Genomic DNA, 19,562 nt, shown 5'->3' on the forward strand with positions numbered 1-19,562 from the left:
TCCTTTACTTTTGATTTTATAATAGTCCTCTAAGTGCTTCTTGCCACAGTTGGTACAAACTGATAAAGAATGAACTCAAGATATAGCCCATCACAATACTAAAGAAGCCTACCAACAAACGAACTTTTTTTGTGTTAGTAGCGGTCACTTTTAAAACCTTTTCCCATCTCACAAGATCCTTTAAAAGGTAAAAACTCAAATAGATAAAGAGCATATGACTACTTAGAGTGAATAATAATTGAACCATTTGACTATTATACCATCTTATCCGCTTGCGCGCTAGTTTTCGATTTTTCTACGAATTAGGGGTTCTTTTTGAGGTAATCAATCGCATCCTGCAAGGTTTTTACAGGCACGATTTTCATCTCCGTCTTGATTGTTTTAGCAGCTTCTAGGGCTGTTTCATAGTTGCTTTTCGCATTGGGATCTGCTTTTTTTGCTTCCTCGGTAACTGGATTGTCAGGAGCAAAAAAGACGTTGGCTCCCTGACGAGAGGCTGCAACTACTTTTTTGTCAATTCCACCGATATCGCCAACATTTCCATCGCGATCAATGGTTCCAGTTCCCGCAACGATGCGACCATTACGAAGACCTGGATCCGCAATTTGGGTGTAGATAGCGAGACTAAACATGAGACCGGCACTTGGCCCCCCGATACCAGCTGTTGAAAAGCGAATCGGAACGTCACTGGTCACTTCCGTACGATCAATCAAACCAATCCCAATCCCGTTTTTCCCGTTTTCGAGAGTGATAATTTTACCTTCAGCAGTCTTGACTCTTCCGTCTTCTTCGTAGGTTACCTTGACTGGATCCCCTAGTTTTTGAGAGTTGACATAATCAATCAAGTCTTTGGAACTATCAAACGTCTTATCATTAACAGCCGTCACTGTATCTGCAATGTTCAGAATGCCCTTAAAAGTTGAATTGTCCGTCACGGTCAAGACGTAGACTCCCAAGTACTTGAGCTCGATATCCTTGCCAGCCGTCTTTAAGCCTTGATACTTAGCCATATTTTGGGATGTTTGCATATAGAACTGATTGATCCGCATAAACTCTGCATCTGTAGAGCCACCCGTTGTCTCCTGAGCGCTTCTAATATCCGTAAATGGAGTCAGCCAAGCATAGACAAGATGCGATAGGGTTGCATGTCGAATACCGACTGTTACAAACTGGTAAGCTCCTGATTCTGTATCTTCTGTTTCATTTACTTTCAAAACTTGACGAATATCTTCCGCTCCACCTGGAACTTCTATGTAGTAAGGTAAAGGTACTACAAAGGCTAAAAAAGTCACTACTAGTGCTAGGATGACATATAAGGGCCATCTAGTTTTTTTCTTCATGTTCTAATTCCTCCACAACACTGTTTGGGACATATTGCTGAATCTCCTGACCAAACTTCAGAAGTTCTCTTATAGCTGAAGAGCTGATATAGAGATGCTCTGGGCGACTATGTAGGTAGACAGTCTCGATCTCTGGAGCCAGTTGATGATTGTAGTAATCAAAACTAGACTCATATTGCAGGTCTGTAGCATTCCGCAAGCCACGGATAAGGGTTTTAGCCCCCAGTCTTCTTGCAACATCAACGACTAGCTGGTCATGAGAAGCCAACACCTCTACATTATCTAAATGCGCCACCGCTTTTTCGACTGCTCGTTTACGGTTTTCAACAGGGAGAAAGCCTTGTTTGTGGGGATTGTAGAACACCCCGACATAGAGCTTATCAAAGAGTTTGCTGGCACGTTCAATGATATCCAGATGTCCATTTGTCATCGGATCAAATGAACCTGTAAATAATCCAATTTTATCTGACATAGACTGTCACCTTACTAATCCCATATATTTTTTCCTTCCAGATGCCTAAGCAGGCGATTTCTTCCGGAAGTTCTACAGACTTATCGGTTTCGCAGACAACCATGATTTCTTCGGAGAAGAGATTTCTCTCTGCCATTTTTTCGATATCTGCAACTATTTGTTCCTTGGCATAGGGAGGGTCTAAAAAGACCAGGTCAAAGGGACCTTTCACTTGCTCCAAGGCCCGTTCAGCCTCCATCTTTAAGAGCTGAAATTTAGAAACTTCTTTGGTCATTTGGATATTTTCAGCGACAATAGCTTGTGCCTTTCGATCCCGTTCCACTAAGACAGCATGGGACATACCACGTGATACTGCCTCAATAGATAAGCCACCACTACCTGCATAAAGATCCAAGACACGTCCACCCTCAAAATAGGGGCCAATCATATTAAAGATAGCTCCACGCACCTTATCTGATGTCGGCCTAGTCGTCTTGCCTTCTAGCGTCTTGAGAGGACGCCCTCCATAGATTCCTGATACGATTTTCATACCGTTTATTATACCAAATTATAGGCAAAAAGAGAAAGAAAACCGAACCTTACGGTTCGATTCCCTACAAGATATTTTCATAAGTGTCGCGGACTTCTTGCGGCCAAACACTAGTCTGAACCTCTCCGATGTGTTTCTTACGAAGAAGGAACATGGCCATCCTAGACTGTCCGATACCTCCACCGATTGTCAATGGGAAAAGGCCGTTAAGCAGAGCCTTATGCCATTCCAGCTCAAGACGATCTTCGTCTCCTGTAAGAGCCACTTGGCGACGAAGGGTATCCTCATCTACCCGAATCCCCATTGATGAAAGTTCAAAGGCACAGCCAAGAGGTTCATTCCAAACCAGGATATCCCCATTCAATCCCTTGTAGCCATTCTCAGACTCTGTTGTCCAGTCATCGTAGTCAGGTGCGCGGCCGTCATGAGGTTTCCCGTCAGGCAACTCGCCACCAATACCAATCAAGAAGACTGCACCAAACTCTTTACAGATTGCGTTTTCACGCTCTTTCGGTGTTAGATCTGGATAGCGTTCCACCAACTCTTCCGTATGGATAAAGGTAATCTGTTTTGGCAAGATAGATTCAATATCATAGCGTGCTTCTACTGCTAGCTCTGTCAGACGAATAGCCTTATAAATCTTTTCAACGGTTTCTTTGAGATAGGCGATATTGCGTTGTCCATTTGGAATCACTTTTTCCCAGTCCCACTGGTCTACATAAACAGAGTGGGTTGCATCCAGCGAATCTTCATCTGGGCGAAGAGCCTTCATGTGGACAAACAAACCTTCTCCATCTCCGAAACCAAAACGGGCCAAAGTGTGGCGTTTCCATTTAGCAAGTGAATGAACGACCTCGTAGGTTTCATCTGGAATTTGCAAGACCTTGACAGATACTGGATGTTCGACACCGGACAGGTTGTCCTGCATCCCATCGCCGACCTTACTCAAGATAGGACCTTGAACTTCAACAACTTCTAACTTATCTTTTAAATACTGGGTAAAGGTGTTTTTAACAAAAGAAATTTCTTCTTGCTGATGAATAAAGCTTTTCTTCATAACTACTCCTAAAAAATTAATTAAAAGCATTATACACCTATTTTCAAGAAAAGGAAAGAGTAAATAAGAAAAAGTCAGTGCTCTTTAGAACACTGACTTTATAATTCTTTAATCGTTTCGACCAAAGATTCGTAAGATGCTAAGGAAGAGGTTGATAAAGTCTAGGTAGATGCTGAGCGCCATTGAGATGATCCAACCTGTCGCTACTTGTCCTCGTGACTGCTCATAAACATAGCGAATCTTTTGGTTATCCCAAGCAATCAAACCTGAGAAAACCAAAACCATGGCAATACTAATCATGTAGTCAAAGAAGCCACTAGCCAAGAAAATATTCACAATCATGGCAATGATGAGGCCAACAAGCGCAGCCATCAGAGCACGTCCCATTCCACTCAAATCTTTCTTAGTGAAAATTCCGATTGCCGCCATGACAAAGAAGAGAAGGGCGCTGGATACAAAGGCTGATAAGACAGTCCCAGGCGTATAGAAGGCTACGACAAAGCTAAGTGTGAAGCCATTTAAAACAGAATAAATTAAAAATACTGGGAGAGCTGCTGGACTGTTTTTAGCAGCCATGCTACTCGCAACAAAGACCAGACCAAGTTCTGCAAAAGTTGCAATCATCAACCAGAGACGACCATGCATTAAAAAGTAGACCAATTGAGTCTGAAAGACCGTCAACATCAAAGCTGACACGAGAGCTGACAGACCAATCCCAAGTCCCACAAAGGCATAAACCTTAGCGTAAAATTGATTGAGACCTGAACGTTCTTGAATAATTGTTTGATTCATTCTGATTCTCCTTTTCTCTATAACTATGTCTTGATTATAACAAAGTTTTTATAAATTAGCTGAAATAAAACATCAAAATGCCTGCGGCAATGGCAACATTGAGGCTCTCTGCTCGGCCCTTCATTCCAATATGAACCAGCTGATCAGCACTCTCAGCCATGACAGGACTAATTCCCTGTCCTTCATTTCCCATGACTAAAACAAAGTCTTCTAGGGGAGAAAGCTCACGATAATCCTTTGAATCTCTCGACAAGGTCGTTGCCAGAATGGGCAAATTGCTCCTCTTTGCCTCTTCTACAAAGGAAGCAAAAGACATCCGATAGATGGGTAAGTGAAAATGACTTCCTTGCATGGAACGCAGGGTCTTGAGACTGTATATATCCGCTGACTTGTCTGAAACAATGACCCCTGTAAAACCTGCAGCATCCGCCGTCCGAATCATGGTGCCCACATTGCCAGGGTCTTGGACATCTTCTAAAAATAGAAACTTACCCTGACGAAGATCAGGCTGTCCCATTTCTGCTTTTTGAATAACTGCGACAATGCCTTGAGGGGTTTGCGTATCTGCCAAATCCCGCAAAATCTCCTCTGAAACCCAGACAGTTTGAGGAAAAGTAGCCAACTGTTCCCTATAACTCTCCAGAGCAAAGATCTTCTCAATCCTCACTCCTGCTCGAACAGCTTCTTCGAATAAGTGCCAACCTTCAATCAAATAGGCAGACTTTCGATATTTTTTTTGATGCAATTTCTTAGCATTTTTTACCACAGAATTGGCTTTTGAGGTTATAATAGTCATAGAAATATTATAACACAATCAAAGGGGTTTAGTATGCAAAAGGTTAGAATGATTGCCCAAGGCAGGGTGCAGGGTGTTGGTTTTCGCTGGGGTGTTTATACTTTAGCTCTTGAAATCGGTGGCATCACCGGTCGTGTCTGGAATAATGACGATGGCACAGTGGAAATTCTCGCTCAGGCAGAATCCTCTGCCACCATGGCAAAATTTATCCAAGAAATCCGAAAAGGCCCTACACCTTTCTCAAAAGTTACCTATCTAGATGTACAAATGAGCAACTTTTCCTCCTATTCAGACTTCAAAGTCGCAAATTAGGTCTTGAGAACTATTGTATATTTTACAAAAAAACAGTAGAATAGAAAGGTATAATTTTTAAAGAAGGAATGAAAACATTGAAATCTATTAAACGTTTTGCCCTCTCTGCTATGGGAGTGGCTATGCTACTCGTCTTGTCAGGCTGTGTTTCTGTTGATAAAACGACTGGAGAACCGACTGGATTTATCTGGAACACCATCGGAGCGCCTATGGCAGAGGCCATCAAATACTTTGCTAATGATATGGGACTTGGTTTTGGGATGGGGATTATCATCGTAACCATTATCGTGCGCTTAATTATCTTGCCACTTGGTATCTACCAATCATGGAAGGCGACACTTCACTCTGAAAAGATGAACGCCCTCAAGCACGTCCTTGAGCCACACCAAACACGTCTCAAAGAGGCAACAACTCAGGAAGAAAAACTTGAGGCTCAACAAGCTCTCTTTGCCGCCCAAAAAGAACATGGTATCAGCATGCTAGGAGGCGTCGGATGTTTCCCTATCTTGCTCCAAATGCCTTTCTTCTCTGCTATCTACTTTGCAGCCCAACATACTGAAGGGGTCGCAGGATCTAGCTTTCTCGGTATCGAACTAGGCTCACCAAGCATGCTCCTCGTAGCCTTTGCAGGTATTCTTTACTACATCCAATCTCTCCTCTCGCTTCATGGAGTAGAAGATGAGATGCAAAGAGAACAACTTAAGAAAATGATCTACATGAGCCCACTCATGATTGTTATCTTCTCCCTCTTCTCACCAGCCAGTGTAACACTTTACTGGGTTGTCGGTGGTTTCATGATGATTCTCCAACAGTTTATCGTCAACTATGTCGTTCGTCCAAAACTTCGTCAAAAAGTACGTGAAGAATACGAAAAGAACCCTCCGAAAGTCAGCCCTTCTGCAGGTGCAAGAAAAGATGTGACTCCTAAGCAGCCTCAGGCTATCACAACCAATAAGAAAAAGAAAAACCGCAACTCTGGCAAACAACGATCTAGATAAGACTCAAAAAGCTTAGCTGAAAGGCTAGGCTTTTTATGCATCACAAAAGCCCGATGTCTCCATCAGGCTTCTTTTTATCCATGAACACGTTTCATGTAGTCTTGGTAGCTTTCTGTATCCATCAATTCCTTGGCATTCTTGACACGGTCTGCTGTGGGAGGTTTGACTCCTTCGAGCGAATAAGGAATTCCTAGTTCACGCCACTTGAATTCTCCCATCGTATGATAAGGTAGGATTTCAAACTTGTCAACGTTTTTGAGGGTTTTGACGAATTTACCGAGTTCGATCAAGTCGTCATCTCTGTCTGTCAATCCCGGAACCAGCACATGGCGAATCCAAACAGGCTTCCCAATATCTGATAAGTACCGGGCACAGGCCAAGATGTTTTTATTGGTTTGGCTTGTGACAATCTTGTGCTGTTCTTCGTTGATTTCCTTGATATCCAAGAGAACCAAATCTGTCACAGCCATGAGTTTATTAAACTTTTCGAGATAACGTGGTTTGTTACGGAATGGAAGGGCACAGGTATCCAAGGTACAGTGGATTCCTTTTTCCTTAGCCTTGGTAAAGAGGGCAATCAAGAAATCAATCTGTAAGAGAGCCTCTCCACCACTGACAGTGATTCCTCCCTTGTCTCCCCAGAAACCACGATAACGAAGGGCTTCTGTCAAGACATCGTCTACTGTCCGTTCACGTGATTTATTGGTCTCCATAGCCCATGTATCAGGGTTATGACAGTACTGGCAACGCATGTGACAGCCCTGCAAAAAGACAATAAAACGAATCCCAGGGCCATCTACCGCCCCAAAACTCTCTGTCGAATGCACCATTCCTGTCACTTGTCCATAGTCAATTGTTTCTTCAGACATATCGTCACCTTCCTTGAAACCGTTTTATAGTTTTATTATATCACGACTTGAGGGAAAAACAAGATTTTTGTCTATTTTTTAGAAAGCAATCTGTTTTTCACTTTCATTTTCATTTTTTAATGATCGAGTTCAAAATCAAAGCCATACAAGGTTGCAAAATAGTCCTCAGGGCGCTCTGCACGGCGGATTTGGCGGGCTTTGCCTTCTTCAGTATAAAGGATTTCTGCCGAGCGTAGTTTGGCATTGTACTGGTAACCCATGGAGAATCCATGTGCACCTGTATCATGAATCACTAGCAAATCACCGATTTCTGTATGAGGTAGTTCGCGGTTCACTGCAAATTTATCATTGTTTTCACAGAGTGAACCGACCACGTCTACCACCTCAACAGGTTCATCTGGATGAGTCAGATTGGTGATATGGTGATAGGCTCCATACATGGCTGGGCGCATGAGGTTGACTGCTGATGCATCCACACCTAGATAGGTACGGTAGGTTTTTTTCTTATGAGTGACTCTTGTGACCAAAGCTCCGTGAGGGGCTAACATAAAGCGACCCAATTCGGTGAAAATCTTAACCTGACCAAGACCTGCTGGCGTAAGGACTTCTTCATAAACCTTTCGCACGCCCTCACCAATCATAGCAATATCATTTGGCTCCTGGTCTGGGCGATAGTTGACACCAATACCGCCAGAAAGATTGATAAAATCTAGCGAAATACCCAACTTTTCCTTGATTTCAACAGCCAATTCAAAAAGCTGACGAGCCAACTCTGGATAGTAGAGATGGGTGACGGTATTGGATGCTAGGAAGGAATGAATCCCAAAGATCTTGGCTCCTTTTTCCTTCAAAATCGCAAAGGCTTCAAAAAGCTGGTCCTTGGTCATGCCAAACTTGGCTTCCCCAGGATTGTCCATGATATCTGTTCCTAATTCAAAAACACCACCAGGATTGTAACGACAAGAGATGATTTCTGGAATGCCTGCCGCTCGCTCCAGATGTTCAATGTCTTCAAAGGCATCCAAGTTAATTGTTGCGCCTAATTCACGCGCATAGGCATACTCTTGGTCTGGCGTATTGTTTGAAGAGAACATAATCTCAGAGCCTGCAAACCCAAGTTTATGGCTCATCAGGAGCTCCACATAACTAGAACAGTCCACACCACAACCTTCCTCTTTGAGGATTTTCAAGATAGCTGGTGTTGGAGTGGCCTTAACTGCAAAATATTCTTTGAATCCCTTATTCCAAGAAAAGGCTTTGTTGACTGCTCTTGCTTTTTCACGAATCCCCTTCTCGTCATACAAGTGGAAGGGAGTCGGGAACTCTGCAACAATTGTTTCTAAATCTTCACGGCTGATAAATGGTGTTTTCATAAGCTTCCTTCTATTCTGTTTGCAAAGAAAGGCTGGGACAATCGTTCCAACCTTTAGTTCTATCTCTTATTTGTCTTCGTCAAATATATTTCCAATCTCGACATCGATGGATTGGTTCTTAACATCAATATTGGTTACTTTCAAGAGTGACTTGTAATCGAACTGCTTTTCACGTTCTTCTTGGGCATTGTCTGCAAAGACTGCGACGCCAGCTAGTTCAGAGTCGAACTCACGCAAGAGACTAATCATCCCATTGACAGTTCCGCCGCCTTTCAAGAAGTCATCCACAATCAAGACACGACTGCCTGCCTTGAGGCTACGTTTTGAAAGGAACATTTTCTCAATGCGGTCACCGCTGGAACCTGAAACATAGTTGACGCTGACCGTTGAACCTTCGGTAATTTTCAAGTCACGACGCACAATGACAAATGGAACGTTGAGGACATTGGCAACCGCATTTGCGAGTGGCACACCTTTTGTTGCTACTGTCATAACAGCATCAATTTTTTGGTCCATAAAGCTCTTGGCAATGATACGCCCAATATTTTTCAAAATGGCAGGCGTACTAAGCAAATCAGATAGGTAGATATAGCCACCTGGCAAGATACGGTCGCTTTCTGAAAGTTTGTCACGCAAGTCTGCGATCATTTCTTTGGCTTCATGACTTGAGATTGATGGTGTAAAGATAACACCACCACCCGCTCCAGTCACAGTCTGAATATGACCGATTTCGATTTCCTCAAAGGCGCGCTTGATAATCACGATATCCTCTGAAATCGATGATTTGGCAGATTCGTACTTTTCTGCAAAGGTGTTGAGACTTGTTAGTTTGTATGGATTATTAATCAAATAGTTGGAAATGACAACCATCCGATCACTTCTTCTTAATTTCATTTTTATTTACCATTCCATTTAATTTTGATATTTTATCCATTATACCACATTCACATAAAAAAACGAACATTATTGCGTAAAAAATGCTCGTTTTTCTTAAATTATTAATCTAAATCTGGTTTATAGAAGGAACGATTGTCCATAGCGAAGATTTTATTGGTCATCTCTCCTTTGTCCACCAAAGCTAGAGCTGTTGACATCATCATCATGCTAGCATCTAGATTATCAATCATATGGATAATCTCTGCCTCCATGATACGTGGACGAACCGGACTTCCATACTCCAGCAAGCCATGATGACTGAGGATGACATGGCGCAGTAGCACCACTTCTTCTCTAGTATCATCGATGCCTAGTTCCATGACTGTCTTGGTAATTTCGCTATCGATGAGGGCTATATGGCCGATGAGATTGCCTCGCACTGTGTACTCCGTCTGGTCTGGTCCCGTCAACTCAATGACTTTGGCCAAATCATGCAGCATAATCCCCGCATAGAGCAGGCTCTTGTTGAGCTGAGGATAGATCTCGCTAATGGCATCTGCCAATCGCACCATGGTTGCTGTATGATAGGCCAAACCCGTTTCAAAGGCATGGTGGTTGGTCTTGGCAGCTGGATAGGAGTAGAATTCCTTATCATACTTGGTGTAGAGACTGCGAACGATACGCTGCCAGACAGGATTTTCTATCTTGAAAATCATTTGCGACATGTAGTCACGGATTTCCTTGACATCGACTGGTGACTTGACCTTGAAATCAGCTGGATCGTTGGGTTCGCCAGGCTGAGGTAAACGAAGCGTGATTTGATTAACTTGAGGAGTGTTGTTATAAACTTCTCGACGTCCCTGCATGTGGACTACTTTCCCAGCGGTAAAGGCCTCAACGTTATGAGGTTGGGCATCCCAGAGTTTCCCTTCAATCTCGCCACTATCGTCTTGGAAGGTAAAGGCTAGGTAGTTTTTCCCAGCACGCGTCTGTCTCAGGTCAGCTGACTTAATCAGGTAAAAGCCTTCAAACAGCTCATCTTTTTTCATGTGACTAATCTTCATATTCTTCCTCATCTTCTTGGAAATGGAGTAGATCAAGCGCAGGCTCACCTTCTGATAACTCAATGTGACGGAGCGTCCGCTCGATAGCTGTAGTACGACGGTTTAATAATTCATCAATATTGCCAGAGGCATGTTGGAGATGTTTTTGTGCCTTGACCAGAATGCCTCCGAACTTGCCAAACTCGGTCTTGACACTAGCTAGGGTCTTGCTGATATGGTCAGCACTCTTTTGGATATTGAGAGTTTTGAAGCCAACTGATAGAGAGTTAAGCAGGGCTGATAGGGTACTTGGACCTGCGACAATAATCTGCTCCTCCCGTCTCAAGTCATCAAAGAAGACCGGATTGCGGACGATTTCTGAGTAGAGTCCCTCTGTCGGAACAAACAAAACTCCAAAATTGGTCGTCCGAGGTGGCGCTAGATACTTGCTCTTGATATCCTTGGCAAAGCGCTTGACGCTAGCTAGGAGTGACTTGCGACAACGTTCGATTTCGTCCTTATCGCCTGCTTCATAGGCTTCTTCTAGGCGATAATAATCCGCCAGTGGAAACTTGGAGTCAATCGGTAGGTAGACATATTCTTGGTCGCCTTGGCCAGGTAACTTGATGGCGTACTCTACTCGCTCGCTAGAGTTTTCAACCGTTGCGTATTCTCGTTCGTACTGGGCAGGTGTCATGATGTCTTCAATGATTTGCCCCAGTTGCAATTCGCCCAGAATTCCTCGTGTCTTGGTTCCAGAGAGAACCTTATTGAGAGCTCCGACATCACGGGCAACTGTCTGCATTTCTCCCAGACCACGATTGACAGACTCCAGTTGCTTGGAAACTGTCTCGAAGGAAGCCTGCAAGCGCGTCTGCAAGGTCTTGTCCAACTTTTCCTCGACTGTCTGGCGCATTTGTTCCAAACGTTGCTCATTTGATTCCTGCAGGGCTTGGAGGCGTTGGTCGGTCTTATCTCTGGTTTGGAGGAGATTCTCGTTCATCTCCTGTCTAACTTGCGTCAAGCCTTGGTGCAACTCCATTCGCACTTCTTGCAAACGGTCGCTGACAGCCACTTCCAAATCTTTTTGATCCAGCTGACTGGCTTGTCTGGCTTGTTCAAAGCGATAATCCAGTTGATCTGAAAGATTGTCTGCTTGATCCTCCAAACTCTTGGCTAGGTACTTGTCTTGCTTATCCTGCCTTTGCCAAATCAGAAAGAGTCCAGCTAGGTTGACAATTAATAATAGTAATAATACAGTCTCCATCCTACCTCCTGTCCTTGCTATGTAGCACGACGACATAACCATCTGGGCAAGTCACCGAAACTTCCCTATCTATATATTCGTTAGAAGCGTACACTTTTTTAAAGAAAAAATTTTCCTCTGTCAATTCGTACTTGGCTCCGATAATGGTCAGCTGGCTATCCCGAACTGGCATAAAGGCTAGATAATCATAGTCTGAACGGGGTTCTAGCTGACTGGTCCCTTCTGGACAATAGCTAATCACATTTTGCCCATCCTCAATCGCTATCTGGCGCATATAGGGTGCCAACTTGGGATTGCTAGGCAGAAAGACATTAGCCAGCATATGGTCAATACGACCACCCAAAGCCCCAAAAATAGTCACCTGAGCCTGGGGATTTTGCTCAAAGATGGTTAAGAGAGCCAATTCCAGATCCGTATCATCCTTTTCTGGCTGGGCTTGAACAAAATGTTTGGCACGTTTTTGAATCAAGAAACGCTCTTCTGCAGTGACAGAATCAAAATCTCCAACCGCTAGAGTAAGAGGCAAGTCTTCTTCCAAGACCCAGAGCGATCCTCGATCCACACCGACAAAGCAATCAAAATCCGTCCGATAATGACCACGGTCTCCACCTGCAAAAACGGCAACCCTAGTCCAATTGTTTTCTGAGAGTTTGCACTCGTTCATTGACATCTCCCTTAAAGACATAGGATCCTGCTACAAAAACGGTCGCACCAGCTTCTTTAGCTTGAGAAATGGTCTGATCATCAATACCACCATCGACTTCAATTTCAAAGTGCAAACCTTTTTCCTCGCGAAGGGCAACTAACTCACGAACCTTGTCCATGGTTTCAGGCAGAAAGGCTTGACCACCGAAGCCAGGATTCACTGTCATGACCAAGACTTGATCAACTAGGTGAAGCACGTGCTTGATCGCCTCCACAGGTGTCCCAGGATTGATGACAACCGAAGGTTTGACACCAAGAGAGCGAATCTTTTGAAGTGCTCCATGAATATGAGGCGTTGCTTCTACATGGATACTGATGATGTCTGCACCTGCGCGCGCAAAATCTTCTAGATGATGCTCAGGATTTGATACCATCAAGTGGCAGTCAAAGACCATCTTGCTATGAGGGCGAAGAGCTTCAACCACCCCTGCACCAAAACTGATTTGCGGTACAAAGTGACCGTCCATGATATCGATATGGGCATACTCTGCCCCAGTTGCTTCTAGGCGTTTGATTTCACGTTCAAAGTTGGCATAATCTGCTGCCAGAATTGACGGAGCAATCTTGTATTGAGACATAGGTTTCTCCTTATTTTGGAATTTTTTTGCTGACTTTTTTATAGGTTTCTCTGCGATTTTCAATCTCACTGAGAAATTGCAGGTAGTTGTCAAAACGGAAGGTTGCAATGATTCCTTCTTCGACAGCCGGCTTAACCGCACAGGACGGCTCATGGGTATGGGTACAAGTACGGAACTTGCAGTCTCGACTGACACTGGCAATCTCTGGAAAGGCCTGATTGAGGTCTTCAGCCGTTGACACTTCATAATCCAGCGATGAAAATCCTGGCGTGTCCGCGATTTTACCCCCATTGAGGTTGTAAAAACTAACAGCTCGAGTGGTATGACGACCGCGACCCAGACTGTCTGAAATTTCTCCTGTTTCAAGATTGAGGTCCGGTGCGATTTTATTGAGAAGGGTTGATTTTCCAACACCTGTCTGCCCCATAAAGACCGTCACTTTTCCTGTCAACAAAGGCAGGAGTTCCTCTTTACTAGTCACAAAGTCATAGCCGATATCACCATAAGTCTGTTCATAAAAATCCAGTTCTCCTCTATCTTCCAGCAAGTCCATTTTGGAAATATAAACGATAGGATGGATGCCCTTGTGTTCTAAAAGAACCAAGAAACGATCCAGTAAATTGCTATTGAAGTCCGGTTCCTTAGCCGACATGATCACCACAGCTTGGTCAATATTAACAATAGGCGGACGAACCAGACTGTTTTTCCGTTCGTGAATTTTGAGGATATAACCTTCTGAATTTTCCTCCGCAGAAAAGTCTACCCAATCCCCAACGTAGGGTGTATGGCCTTTTTTACGGAAATTCCCACGCGCACGTGTCTGATAGACTTGACCATCACTTTCCACATAGTAGAAGCCTGCCAAGGCTTTAATGATTTGTCCCTGCATCTTAGAGTCCTTGTCCTTTAAGCGCATCTGCTAGGCTGGCAAATTCTGCCAAGCTGAGAGCTTCACCACGCACAGATGGAGACAAGCCTGCTTGGTCCAAGGCCTTGGTCAGTTTGTCCTTGATTTCATCAGTTTTCCCAAAGTAGCCTGTCAAGTTGTTCCACAAGGTCTTGCGACGATGAGTGAAGCTAGCCTTGGAAACCTTAAAGAAGAAGTTCTCATCTTCCACTGCTACCGCTGGATTTGGACGGCGCACCATTTTCAAGATGGCTGAGTCCACGTTTGGGGCTGGCACAAAGACCGTACGAGGCACGATAAAGGCAACCTTGGCTGTCATGTAATACTGCACAGCGATAGACAAACTACCATAAGCCTTGGTATTTGGCTGTGCTGAGATGCGATCCGCCACTTCTTTTTGCATCATGACGACAAACTCACTAAATGGAATGCCACTTTCAATCAAGTGCATGAGAATAGGCGTCGTGATATAGTATGGCAAGTTAGCCACTACCTTAATTGGCAGATTAGGATTTTTGAAATTCTGGATATGTTGCGTCAAATCGACCTTGAGAATGTCCTCGTTGACTACTGTCACATTGTCAAAATCACGTAAAGTATCTGCTAGGATTGGCACTAATCGGTGGTCAATCTCAAAAGCCATGACTTGAGCCGCACGCTCAGCCAAAAATTCTGTCAAGGCACCAATCCCTGGCCCGATTTCGATGACATTAACCTGGTCATCAATTTCAGCTGTATCCACGATTTTTTGAAGGATATTAGTATCCGTCAGGAAATTTTGCCCGAAGGACTTTTTAAAAGTAAAACCGTGACGCTCCAGCACTGCCTTGGTCACGCTATAATCTGCAATTCTCATTTATCTACTCTTTTCCCACATTACTATTAAAACCAGTAAAATAAAAATTATACTTTCCTGCCTTATCTATATTCTTTTTCTTTAAAAATCTAGTAAAGCTATCATTTTCAAAAACTATTGTATTATAAACATTTTCATTCTTTATACAAAATATATAATATTTGAAATTATTAGACTTTTGTATTTTCTCTGAAAATAGACTATTCCAACCAGAGAATAAACTTCCAGCAATATAGCCGGATTTATTTTCCTCCGTTATATAATTTTTACTGATACTTATTTTTTTGTTATTTCTTTTTTCATCAACTCCTATGCCGTACGATACCAACCCATTAATAATATCCTTATAAATTTCTTCCCTATTTTCTGACTTAGAATCAATTTCAAAAAACTTGTTTCCTAAAATATAGTTATCAGCTATAATCCCTTCTCGGGCATCAAATACAGTTCCATATTCTGAAACAGATGTAGAATAAAATTGCTCAGCAAAATCATCCTCATTAGAGTCTTTAAATGTTCCTATAATCGTATTACTATCACTTAGTAATTCTTTCACTTTTTGTTCAGATAACTCACCAGTACTGATACTACAGTTGATAAATTCACATGCTTCAAATGAATTTGAAGCAAAAAAATCAGCAGAAAAAGTACACTCTACAAAGCTTTTGTCTTTAAACTTTACTTTTTCAATCTCATATCCAGTAACACCAAATTCAACATAACTGAAATATTTAACTTCCTTGGAACCAAATATTTCTTCCTTTTTCAAAGATATTATTTCTCTCATAACTGGTTTCAGTGCTGTGCTCAAATTATATTTCCAGTTCTCCGCCAACTCATTCCCAGGATTCTCTATTCCTTTTGGATATTTTATTGAACAAATTGTAGACAATACTTGAACAAAGTCAAGAGAAATATCTAATTTTAATATCTCATTCCATTCCTTTAATAATTTATTATACGTATCAATGATATATTCAATTTTTCCCGCCTTATAAAAGGGTAACTCTTTGGTCTTACTAATATCTGCAACAAGTTCTGTAAGTTGCTTATCATAATACTTCACAGTGTCTCTAACATTATCAGACACAGTATTTTTCTTATTTTCTTTACTTTGTTCAATAGCTTGATTCCAAGTAACTAATGTCGGCAACGCAATAACTATGCCCGCTAATACTTCTCCTTGGGATAAACTATTAAGAATTAAATTCTTACCCTCAAAAAGATTATTCATATATAAAATAATACCAACAATCACAACTCCGACTGCAGCAAAACTCAACAATAATTTACCATCCTTATTTTTCATACAGCCTCCTATTAACTTAAATACACTACCTTCATTTTAACATAATTCTCTACACTTTAGAGTCTTTCTCATAACTTTTCATAGCCTCTTCCACTTCTGCCAAGGTTACTCCAAACAACTCTAAGCGCTTGAGGAGTTGCTTGCCGTTGGAATAGCCGATGCGGAGCTGTTCGCCTAGATACTCTCGGCGTCTACGACTGTCTGCTCCCGCTAGGAAACCTAGGCGAATCAAGTCGCTCCGACTGATGTCAAACTGACTCTCGTTTTCAAATTGCTCTGTCACCTGAGCCAGCGCTGTTTTTAGGTCTTCATAGCTGGCGTGTTCAATTCCCAGAGAACGTCCCTTGGACTTAGATTTGGGAACAGCCTCATTTCGCTTGAGAAAGGCATGCTGTACCGTTGGAATGGCCGTCATAATCATGCGACGAATCCGCTCCCCATTAAAATCTGGATCGGTAAAGACAATGACTCCATGCAATTCATGCAGGTGACGAATCCGCTCTATATCCTGATCATTAATGGCCGAACCTCGTGTCTCATAGGTATCTACATCAAAGTAACGTTTGAGATTGACCGTATCATCGCGACCTTCGACCACGATGACTTGGGAAATTTTTTCTTTCATCACTTGCTGTCCAATCCAAAGATACGCTCTGCATTTGCAGTCGTTATAACTGCTAACTCCTCGGTCGTCATCCCACGTAAATCCGCGATAAAATCTACCACATAGCGTGTATAGGCTGTTTTGTTTTCGCGACCACGTTTAGGAACTGGTGCCAAGTAAGGGGCATCTGTTTCTACCAAAATTTTATCCAAAGGTAGCTCTTTAGCAGCTTCTTGGATATCCGTCGCTTTCTTAAAGGTCACCACTCCCGAGAAAGAAATGGTCATGCCAAGCTCGACAAACTTCTCAGCCCACTCGAGAGAGCCTGAAAATGAGTGCATAATCCCACCACGAGGACCAACACCTTCGCTCTTGATAATCTCATAGGTATCTTCTAACGCATCACGGGTATGGACCACAAAAGGCAAATTCAAGTCCTTAGACAGCTGAATCTGACGACGAAAAACCTGTTCCTGCACTTCCTTAGGTGCTGTCATCCAATGGTAGTCCAGACCAATCTCCCCCAAGGCAACAACCTTGGGATGTTTTAGTTTTTCAAGCAAGTAAGCTTCGACCTCATCTGTGTAAGTCCCTGCTTCCGTCGGATGCCAGCCAATAGTTGCGTAGAGTTGCTCATACTCATCTGCCAACTCTAGGGCTCGTTCAATGGTTGGTTTATCAAAACCAACAATATTCATCTGTGTCACACCCATCTCAGCAGCCAAGGCAAGCTCTTCCTCCTCACGTCCTGCAAATTCTTCTACATTTAAATGTGTGTGCGTATCAAAAATCATCTCTTCTAACCTCATTTTCTTCCATCTATTATACCAAAAATAGCAGCCCCCGGCTTGTAAAAATATTCTAATACCGATCATTCTCCCTTGACTGCCTTTTTTCAAAGCAGTATAATAACACTTATTGAAATTTTCATCAAAGGAAAAGAAAATGTTTAGAAAATTAAAATATACCTTTATCGGTCGACCACTCAAGTCTCTCACATATGGTGACGGGGGATTACTTGGAAAAATGCAGGCACTTGCAATGTTATCCAGTGATGCCCTGTCTTCTATTGCCTATGGACCTGAACAAGTCATCCTCGTTTTAGTCAGTCTCTCTCCTCTCGCTATTTGGTGGAGCCTCCCTATCGGTATTTTTGTCCTCTTACTCCTCGCTAGTTTGACCATTTCCTATCGTCAAATTATTCACGCCTATCCTCAAGGTGGTGGGGCTTATATGGTCACTCGGGAAAATCTCTCTCCTGAACTAGGCTTGATTGCAGGGGGCAGCCTCCTTGTTGACTATATGCTGACAGTAGCCGTATCCGTTGCGTCTGGAGCTGATGCTATTACAGCAGCCATCCCTGCCCTCCATCCCTATAATCTTCATATCTCTATTTTCCTAGTCTGCCTGCTCATGCTCTTGAATTTAAGAGGATTAAAAGAATCTGCCAGCTCTCTGATGATTCCCGTCTACCTCTTTATCTTCAGTACCGTCTTTCTCTTGCTTTATGGGTTCTTTCAACTATTTACAGGTTCCCTAAACTATCAGGCGACTTCAACCATTGGACAAACTGTTCCGAGCCTTTCCATCGTTCTCCTATTGAGAGCCTTTACCAGTGGCTCTGCCTCTCTGACAGGGGTTGAGGCTATTTCAAATGCGGTACCATTTTTCAAAACTCCGAAAGAAAAGAATGCTGCTCAGACCTTGACCATCATGTCGCTGATTTTAGGATTTCTTTTTGCAGGCATTACCTTCCTAAACTACTGGATGGGTATCACGCCTCAACACGGAGAAACCATCCTCTCGCAAATGGCCAAGGGCATTCTTGGTGATTCATTCTTTGGTCATGCTAGCTACTATCTCTTCCAGTTCTCGACAGCCTTAATTCTAGCTGTAGCTGCAAATACTGGCTTTTCAGCCTTCCCTATGCTGGCTTACAATATGGCTAAAAACAAGTACATGCCCCATCTCTTTATGGAAAAGGGGGATCGCCTTGGCTACTCCAACGGTATCCTAACTCTGGCTTTTGGAGCTATGATCCTTCTTCTCATTTTTAACGGGAATACTGAACGCCTGATTCCTCTTTATACTATCGGTGTCTTCGTTCCCTTTGCCCTTTCTCAGACTGGGATGATTCGCCATTGGAAAAAGGAAAAAGGAGCAAACTTTTTAAAACCAGCCTTTGCTAATATCCTTGGGGCCATCATTTGTTATGCTATCGTTCTCATTTTACTCCTCTTCAGACTGGGTGATATCTGGCCATTCTTCCCAATTATCCTAGTTCTTACTTTCCTCTTTTTGTCCATTCACAGCCATTACCAAAAAGTGGCAAAACAGCTACGACTCTACGAAGGAATTGAAAAGCGCACTTATGACGGCAACCTTGTCCTTGTTCTAGTAGGGAATGTTACTCGAGTAAGTGTCGGAGCCATTAACTACGCTCAAAGTATCGGTGATGAAGTGTTAGCCATGCACATTTCTACTAAAGAAACGGCAGAAAAAGACCAAGAAATTCTTCAGGAATTTGCCGACTACTTCCCAAATATCACTCTGAAGAATATCAATACCAGTTACCGCGACATCATCACCCCTAGTGTTAAGTATGTCAAACGAATCGCCCAAGAAGCTAAGCAAAAAAACTACACCGTTACAGTCCTTGTACCACAGTTTATTCCTAACAAACCTTGGCAAAATATCCTGCACAATCAAATGAGCCTCAAACTCAAATACGCCCTTCGTTGGCACCAGGACGTCGTTGTCGCTAGCTACTCATATCACTTAAAAGAATAAAGAAAAGGCCCTACCAGAACCAAAAAGCGTCTGGTGGGGCCTTTTTCTGAATCCAGCCACTATGCTTAACTAAAAAGCATGACTAGGAA

At 42.9% G+C, this 19,562-nt stretch carries 22 protein-coding genes; 3 read left to right on the forward strand and 19 right to left on the reverse strand.

The window, feature by feature from the left end:
• Nucleotides 1-16: 16 nt before the first annotated feature.
• From B7708_RS05700 to B7708_RS05730, 7 genes are all read right to left on the reverse strand, one after another.
• Nucleotides 17-247 (reverse strand): DUF1146 family protein, encoded by a 231-nt coding sequence (locus B7708_RS05700; protein ID WP_009444432.1) that lies wholly within the window; start codon nucleotides 245-247, stop codon nucleotides 17-19.
• A 55-nt stretch (nucleotides 248-302) separates the two neighbouring features.
• The gene (locus B7708_RS05705; RefSeq protein WP_084974393.1) at nucleotides 303-1,340 is read right to left on the reverse strand and encodes a SepM family pheromone-processing serine protease; all 1,038 of its coding nucleotides are present in this window, start codon (nucleotides 1,338-1,340) and stop codon (nucleotides 303-305) included.
• On the reverse strand, nucleotides 1,324-1,812 hold the full coding sequence (coaD, locus tag B7708_RS05710; protein ID WP_084974395.1) for a pantetheine-phosphate adenylyltransferase: 489 nt from the start codon (nucleotides 1,810-1,812) through the stop codon (nucleotides 1,324-1,326). Before coaD ends, B7708_RS05705 begins: the two co-directional genes overlap by 17 nt.
• On the reverse strand, nucleotides 1,802-2,341 hold the full coding sequence (gene rsmD, locus B7708_RS05715) for a 16S rRNA (guanine(966)-N(2))-methyltransferase RsmD (RefSeq protein WP_084974397.1): 540 nt from the start codon (nucleotides 2,339-2,341) through the stop codon (nucleotides 1,802-1,804). The genes coaD and rsmD overlap by 11 nt, the downstream gene beginning before the upstream one ends.
• Nucleotides 2,342-2,405: 64 nt before the next feature.
• Complete coding sequence (asnA, locus tag B7708_RS05720; RefSeq protein WP_061598746.1) at nucleotides 2,406-3,398, reverse strand: aspartate--ammonia ligase; 993 nt, start codon at nucleotides 3,396-3,398, stop codon at nucleotides 2,406-2,408.
• A gap of 108 nt (nucleotides 3,399-3,506) precedes the next feature.
• Nucleotides 3,507-4,190, reverse strand: coding sequence for a Bax inhibitor-1/YccA family protein (locus B7708_RS05725; protein WP_084974399.1), 684 nt, complete (start codon nucleotides 4,188-4,190; stop codon nucleotides 3,507-3,509).
• A 55-nt stretch (nucleotides 4,191-4,245) separates the two neighbouring features.
• Nucleotides 4,246-4,986: a TrmH family RNA methyltransferase gene (locus B7708_RS05730; protein WP_084974401.1), complete on the reverse strand. Its 741-nt coding sequence runs from the start codon at nucleotides 4,984-4,986 to the stop codon at nucleotides 4,246-4,248.
• 33 nt (nucleotides 4,987-5,019) lie between these two features.
• Here B7708_RS05730 and B7708_RS05735 point away from each other — a divergent pair, with 33 nt between their 5' ends.
• Nucleotides 5,020-5,298, forward strand: coding sequence for an acylphosphatase (locus B7708_RS05735; protein ID WP_001174621.1), 279 nt, complete (start codon nucleotides 5,020-5,022; stop codon nucleotides 5,296-5,298).
• Nucleotides 5,299-5,375: 77 nt separating this feature from the next.
• Nucleotides 5,376-6,296 (forward strand): membrane protein insertase YidC, encoded by a 921-nt coding sequence (yidC, locus tag B7708_RS05740; RefSeq protein WP_084974770.1) that lies wholly within the window; start codon nucleotides 5,376-5,378, stop codon nucleotides 6,294-6,296.
• 74 nt (nucleotides 6,297-6,370) lie between these two features.
• Here yidC and pflA read toward each other — a convergent pair whose 3' ends face one another.
• The 12 genes from pflA to B7708_RS05800 form a co-directional block, all read right to left on the reverse strand.
• Nucleotides 6,371-7,165: a pyruvate formate-lyase-activating protein gene (gene pflA, locus B7708_RS05745; RefSeq protein ID WP_084945769.1), complete on the reverse strand. Its 795-nt coding sequence runs from the start codon at nucleotides 7,163-7,165 to the stop codon at nucleotides 6,371-6,373.
• A 116-nt stretch (nucleotides 7,166-7,281) separates the two neighbouring features.
• Entirely contained in the window at nucleotides 7,282-8,538 is a 1,257-nt protein-coding gene (locus tag B7708_RS05750; RefSeq protein ID WP_084974404.1) for a diaminopimelate decarboxylase, read from the reverse strand.
• A gap of 66 nt (nucleotides 8,539-8,604) precedes the next feature.
• A complete protein-coding gene (gene purR / locus B7708_RS05755) occupies nucleotides 8,605-9,432 on the reverse strand; it encodes a pur operon repressor (RefSeq protein WP_002874197.1) in 828 nt (275 codons plus the stop codon).
• 104 nt (nucleotides 9,433-9,536) lie between these two features.
• Nucleotides 9,537-10,478, reverse strand: coding sequence for a 3'-5' exoribonuclease YhaM family protein (locus B7708_RS05760; RefSeq protein ID WP_070567750.1), 942 nt, complete (start codon nucleotides 10,476-10,478; stop codon nucleotides 9,537-9,539).
• Complete coding sequence (locus B7708_RS05765) at nucleotides 10,468-11,724, reverse strand: DNA recombination protein RmuC (protein ID WP_084974406.1); 1,257 nt, start codon at nucleotides 11,722-11,724, stop codon at nucleotides 10,468-10,470. Before B7708_RS05765 ends, B7708_RS05760 begins: the two co-directional genes overlap by 11 nt.
• Nucleotide 11,725: 1 nt before the next feature.
• On the reverse strand, nucleotides 11,726-12,388 hold the full coding sequence (locus B7708_RS05770) for a thiamine diphosphokinase (protein ID WP_084974408.1): 663 nt from the start codon (nucleotides 12,386-12,388) through the stop codon (nucleotides 11,726-11,728).
• Nucleotides 12,351-13,007: a ribulose-phosphate 3-epimerase gene (gene rpe / locus B7708_RS05775; protein WP_084974411.1), complete on the reverse strand. Its 657-nt coding sequence runs from the start codon at nucleotides 13,005-13,007 to the stop codon at nucleotides 12,351-12,353. Before rpe ends, B7708_RS05770 begins: the two co-directional genes overlap by 38 nt.
• Before the next feature lie 10 nt (nucleotides 13,008-13,017).
• The gene (rsgA, locus tag B7708_RS05780; RefSeq protein ID WP_084974413.1) at nucleotides 13,018-13,896 is read right to left on the reverse strand and encodes a ribosome small subunit-dependent GTPase A; all 879 of its coding nucleotides are present in this window, start codon (nucleotides 13,894-13,896) and stop codon (nucleotides 13,018-13,020) included.
• Between the two features lies 1 nt (nucleotide 13,897).
• Nucleotides 13,898-14,770 (reverse strand): 16S rRNA (adenine(1518)-N(6)/adenine(1519)-N(6))-dimethyltransferase RsmA, encoded by an 873-nt coding sequence (gene rsmA / locus B7708_RS05785; RefSeq protein WP_084974415.1) that lies wholly within the window; start codon nucleotides 14,768-14,770, stop codon nucleotides 13,898-13,900.
• Nucleotides 14,771-14,774: 4 nt separating this feature from the next.
• Nucleotides 14,775-16,079, reverse strand: a complete 1,305-nt coding sequence (locus tag B7708_RS05790; protein WP_084974417.1) for a hypothetical protein — start codon at nucleotides 16,077-16,079, stop codon at nucleotides 14,775-14,777.
• A 49-nt stretch (nucleotides 16,080-16,128) separates the two neighbouring features.
• Nucleotides 16,129-16,704 carry a ribonuclease M5 gene (gene rnmV, locus B7708_RS05795; RefSeq protein WP_084974419.1) on the reverse strand — a complete coding sequence of 192 codons (576 nt, stop codon included), beginning with the start codon at nucleotides 16,702-16,704 and terminating at the stop codon, nucleotides 16,129-16,131.
• Nucleotides 16,704-17,477: a TatD family hydrolase gene (locus tag B7708_RS05800; protein ID WP_084974421.1), complete on the reverse strand. Its 774-nt coding sequence runs from the start codon at nucleotides 17,475-17,477 to the stop codon at nucleotides 16,704-16,706. The genes rnmV and B7708_RS05800 overlap by 1 nt, the downstream gene beginning before the upstream one ends.
• A 151-nt stretch (nucleotides 17,478-17,628) precedes the next feature.
• Between B7708_RS05800 and B7708_RS05805 the strand changes: the two genes are divergently transcribed.
• Nucleotides 17,629-19,473, forward strand: a complete 1,845-nt coding sequence (locus B7708_RS05805; protein WP_084974422.1) for an APC family permease — start codon at nucleotides 17,629-17,631, stop codon at nucleotides 19,471-19,473.
• Nucleotides 19,474-19,562 lie beyond the last annotated feature (89 nt).

The sequence above is a fragment of the Streptococcus oralis subsp. dentisani genome (assembly GCF_002096615.1).
Taxonomy (GTDB): Bacteria; Bacillota; Bacilli; order Lactobacillales; family Streptococcaceae; genus Streptococcus; species Streptococcus oralis_U.

Excerpts from the sequence above, each read along its gene's own strand:
- B7708_RS05700 (WP_009444432.1), bottom strand. The coding sequence starts at position 247 with ATGGTTCAATTATTATTCACTCTAAGTAGTCATATGCTCTTTATCTAT.
- B7708_RS05705 (WP_084974393.1), bottom strand. The coding sequence starts at position 1,340 with ATGAAGAAAAAAACTAGATGGCCCTTATATGTCATCCTAGCACTAGTA.
- coaD (WP_084974395.1), bottom strand. The coding sequence starts at position 1,812 with ATGTCAGATAAAATTGGATTATTTACAGGTTCATTTGATCCGATGACA.
- rsmD (WP_084974397.1), bottom strand. The coding sequence starts at position 2,341 with ATGAAAATCGTATCAGGAATCTATGGAGGGCGTCCTCTCAAGACGCTA.
- asnA (WP_061598746.1), bottom strand. The coding sequence starts at position 3,398 with ATGAAGAAAAGCTTTATTCATCAGCAAGAAGAAATTTCTTTTGTTAAA.
- B7708_RS05725 (WP_084974399.1), bottom strand. The coding sequence starts at position 4,190 with ATGAATCAAACAATTATTCAAGAACGTTCAGGTCTCAATCAATTTTAC.
- B7708_RS05730 (WP_084974401.1), bottom strand. The coding sequence starts at position 4,986 with ATGACTATTATAACCTCAAAAGCCAATTCTGTGGTAAAAAATGCTAAG.
- B7708_RS05735 (WP_001174621.1), top strand. The coding sequence starts at position 5,020 with ATGCAAAAGGTTAGAATGATTGCCCAAGGCAGGGTGCAGGGTGTTGGT.
- pflA (WP_084945769.1), bottom strand. The coding sequence starts at position 7,165 with ATGTCTGAAGAAACAATTGACTATGGACAAGTGACAGGAATGGTGCAT.
- B7708_RS05750 (WP_084974404.1), bottom strand. The coding sequence starts at position 8,538 with ATGAAAACACCATTTATCAGCCGTGAAGATTTAGAAACAATTGTTGCA.
- purR (WP_002874197.1), bottom strand. The coding sequence starts at position 9,432 with ATGAAATTAAGAAGAAGTGATCGGATGGTTGTCATTTCCAACTATTTG.
- B7708_RS05760 (WP_070567750.1), bottom strand. The coding sequence starts at position 10,478 with ATGAAGATTAGTCACATGAAAAAAGATGAGCTGTTTGAAGGCTTTTAC.
- B7708_RS05765 (WP_084974406.1), bottom strand. The coding sequence starts at position 11,724 with ATGGAGACTGTATTATTACTATTATTAATTGTCAACCTAGCTGGACTC.
- B7708_RS05770 (WP_084974408.1), bottom strand. The coding sequence starts at position 12,388 with ATGAACGAGTGCAAACTCTCAGAAAACAATTGGACTAGGGTTGCCGTT.
- rpe (WP_084974411.1), bottom strand. The coding sequence starts at position 13,007 with ATGTCTCAATACAAGATTGCTCCGTCAATTCTGGCAGCAGATTATGCC.
- rsgA (WP_084974413.1), bottom strand. The coding sequence starts at position 13,896 with ATGCAGGGACAAATCATTAAAGCCTTGGCAGGCTTCTACTATGTGGAA.
- rsmA (WP_084974415.1), bottom strand. The coding sequence starts at position 14,770 with ATGAGAATTGCAGATTATAGCGTGACCAAGGCAGTGCTGGAGCGTCAC.
- B7708_RS05790 (WP_084974417.1), bottom strand. The coding sequence starts at position 16,079 with ATGAAAAATAAGGATGGTAAATTATTGTTGAGTTTTGCTGCAGTCGGA.
- rnmV (WP_084974419.1), bottom strand. The coding sequence starts at position 16,704 with ATGAAAGAAAAAATTTCCCAAGTCATCGTGGTCGAAGGTCGCGATGAT.
- B7708_RS05800 (WP_084974421.1), bottom strand. The coding sequence starts at position 17,477 with ATGATTTTTGATACGCACACACATTTAAATGTAGAAGAATTTGCAGGA.
- B7708_RS05805 (WP_084974422.1), top strand. The coding sequence starts at position 17,629 with ATGTTTAGAAAATTAAAATATACCTTTATCGGTCGACCACTCAAGTCT.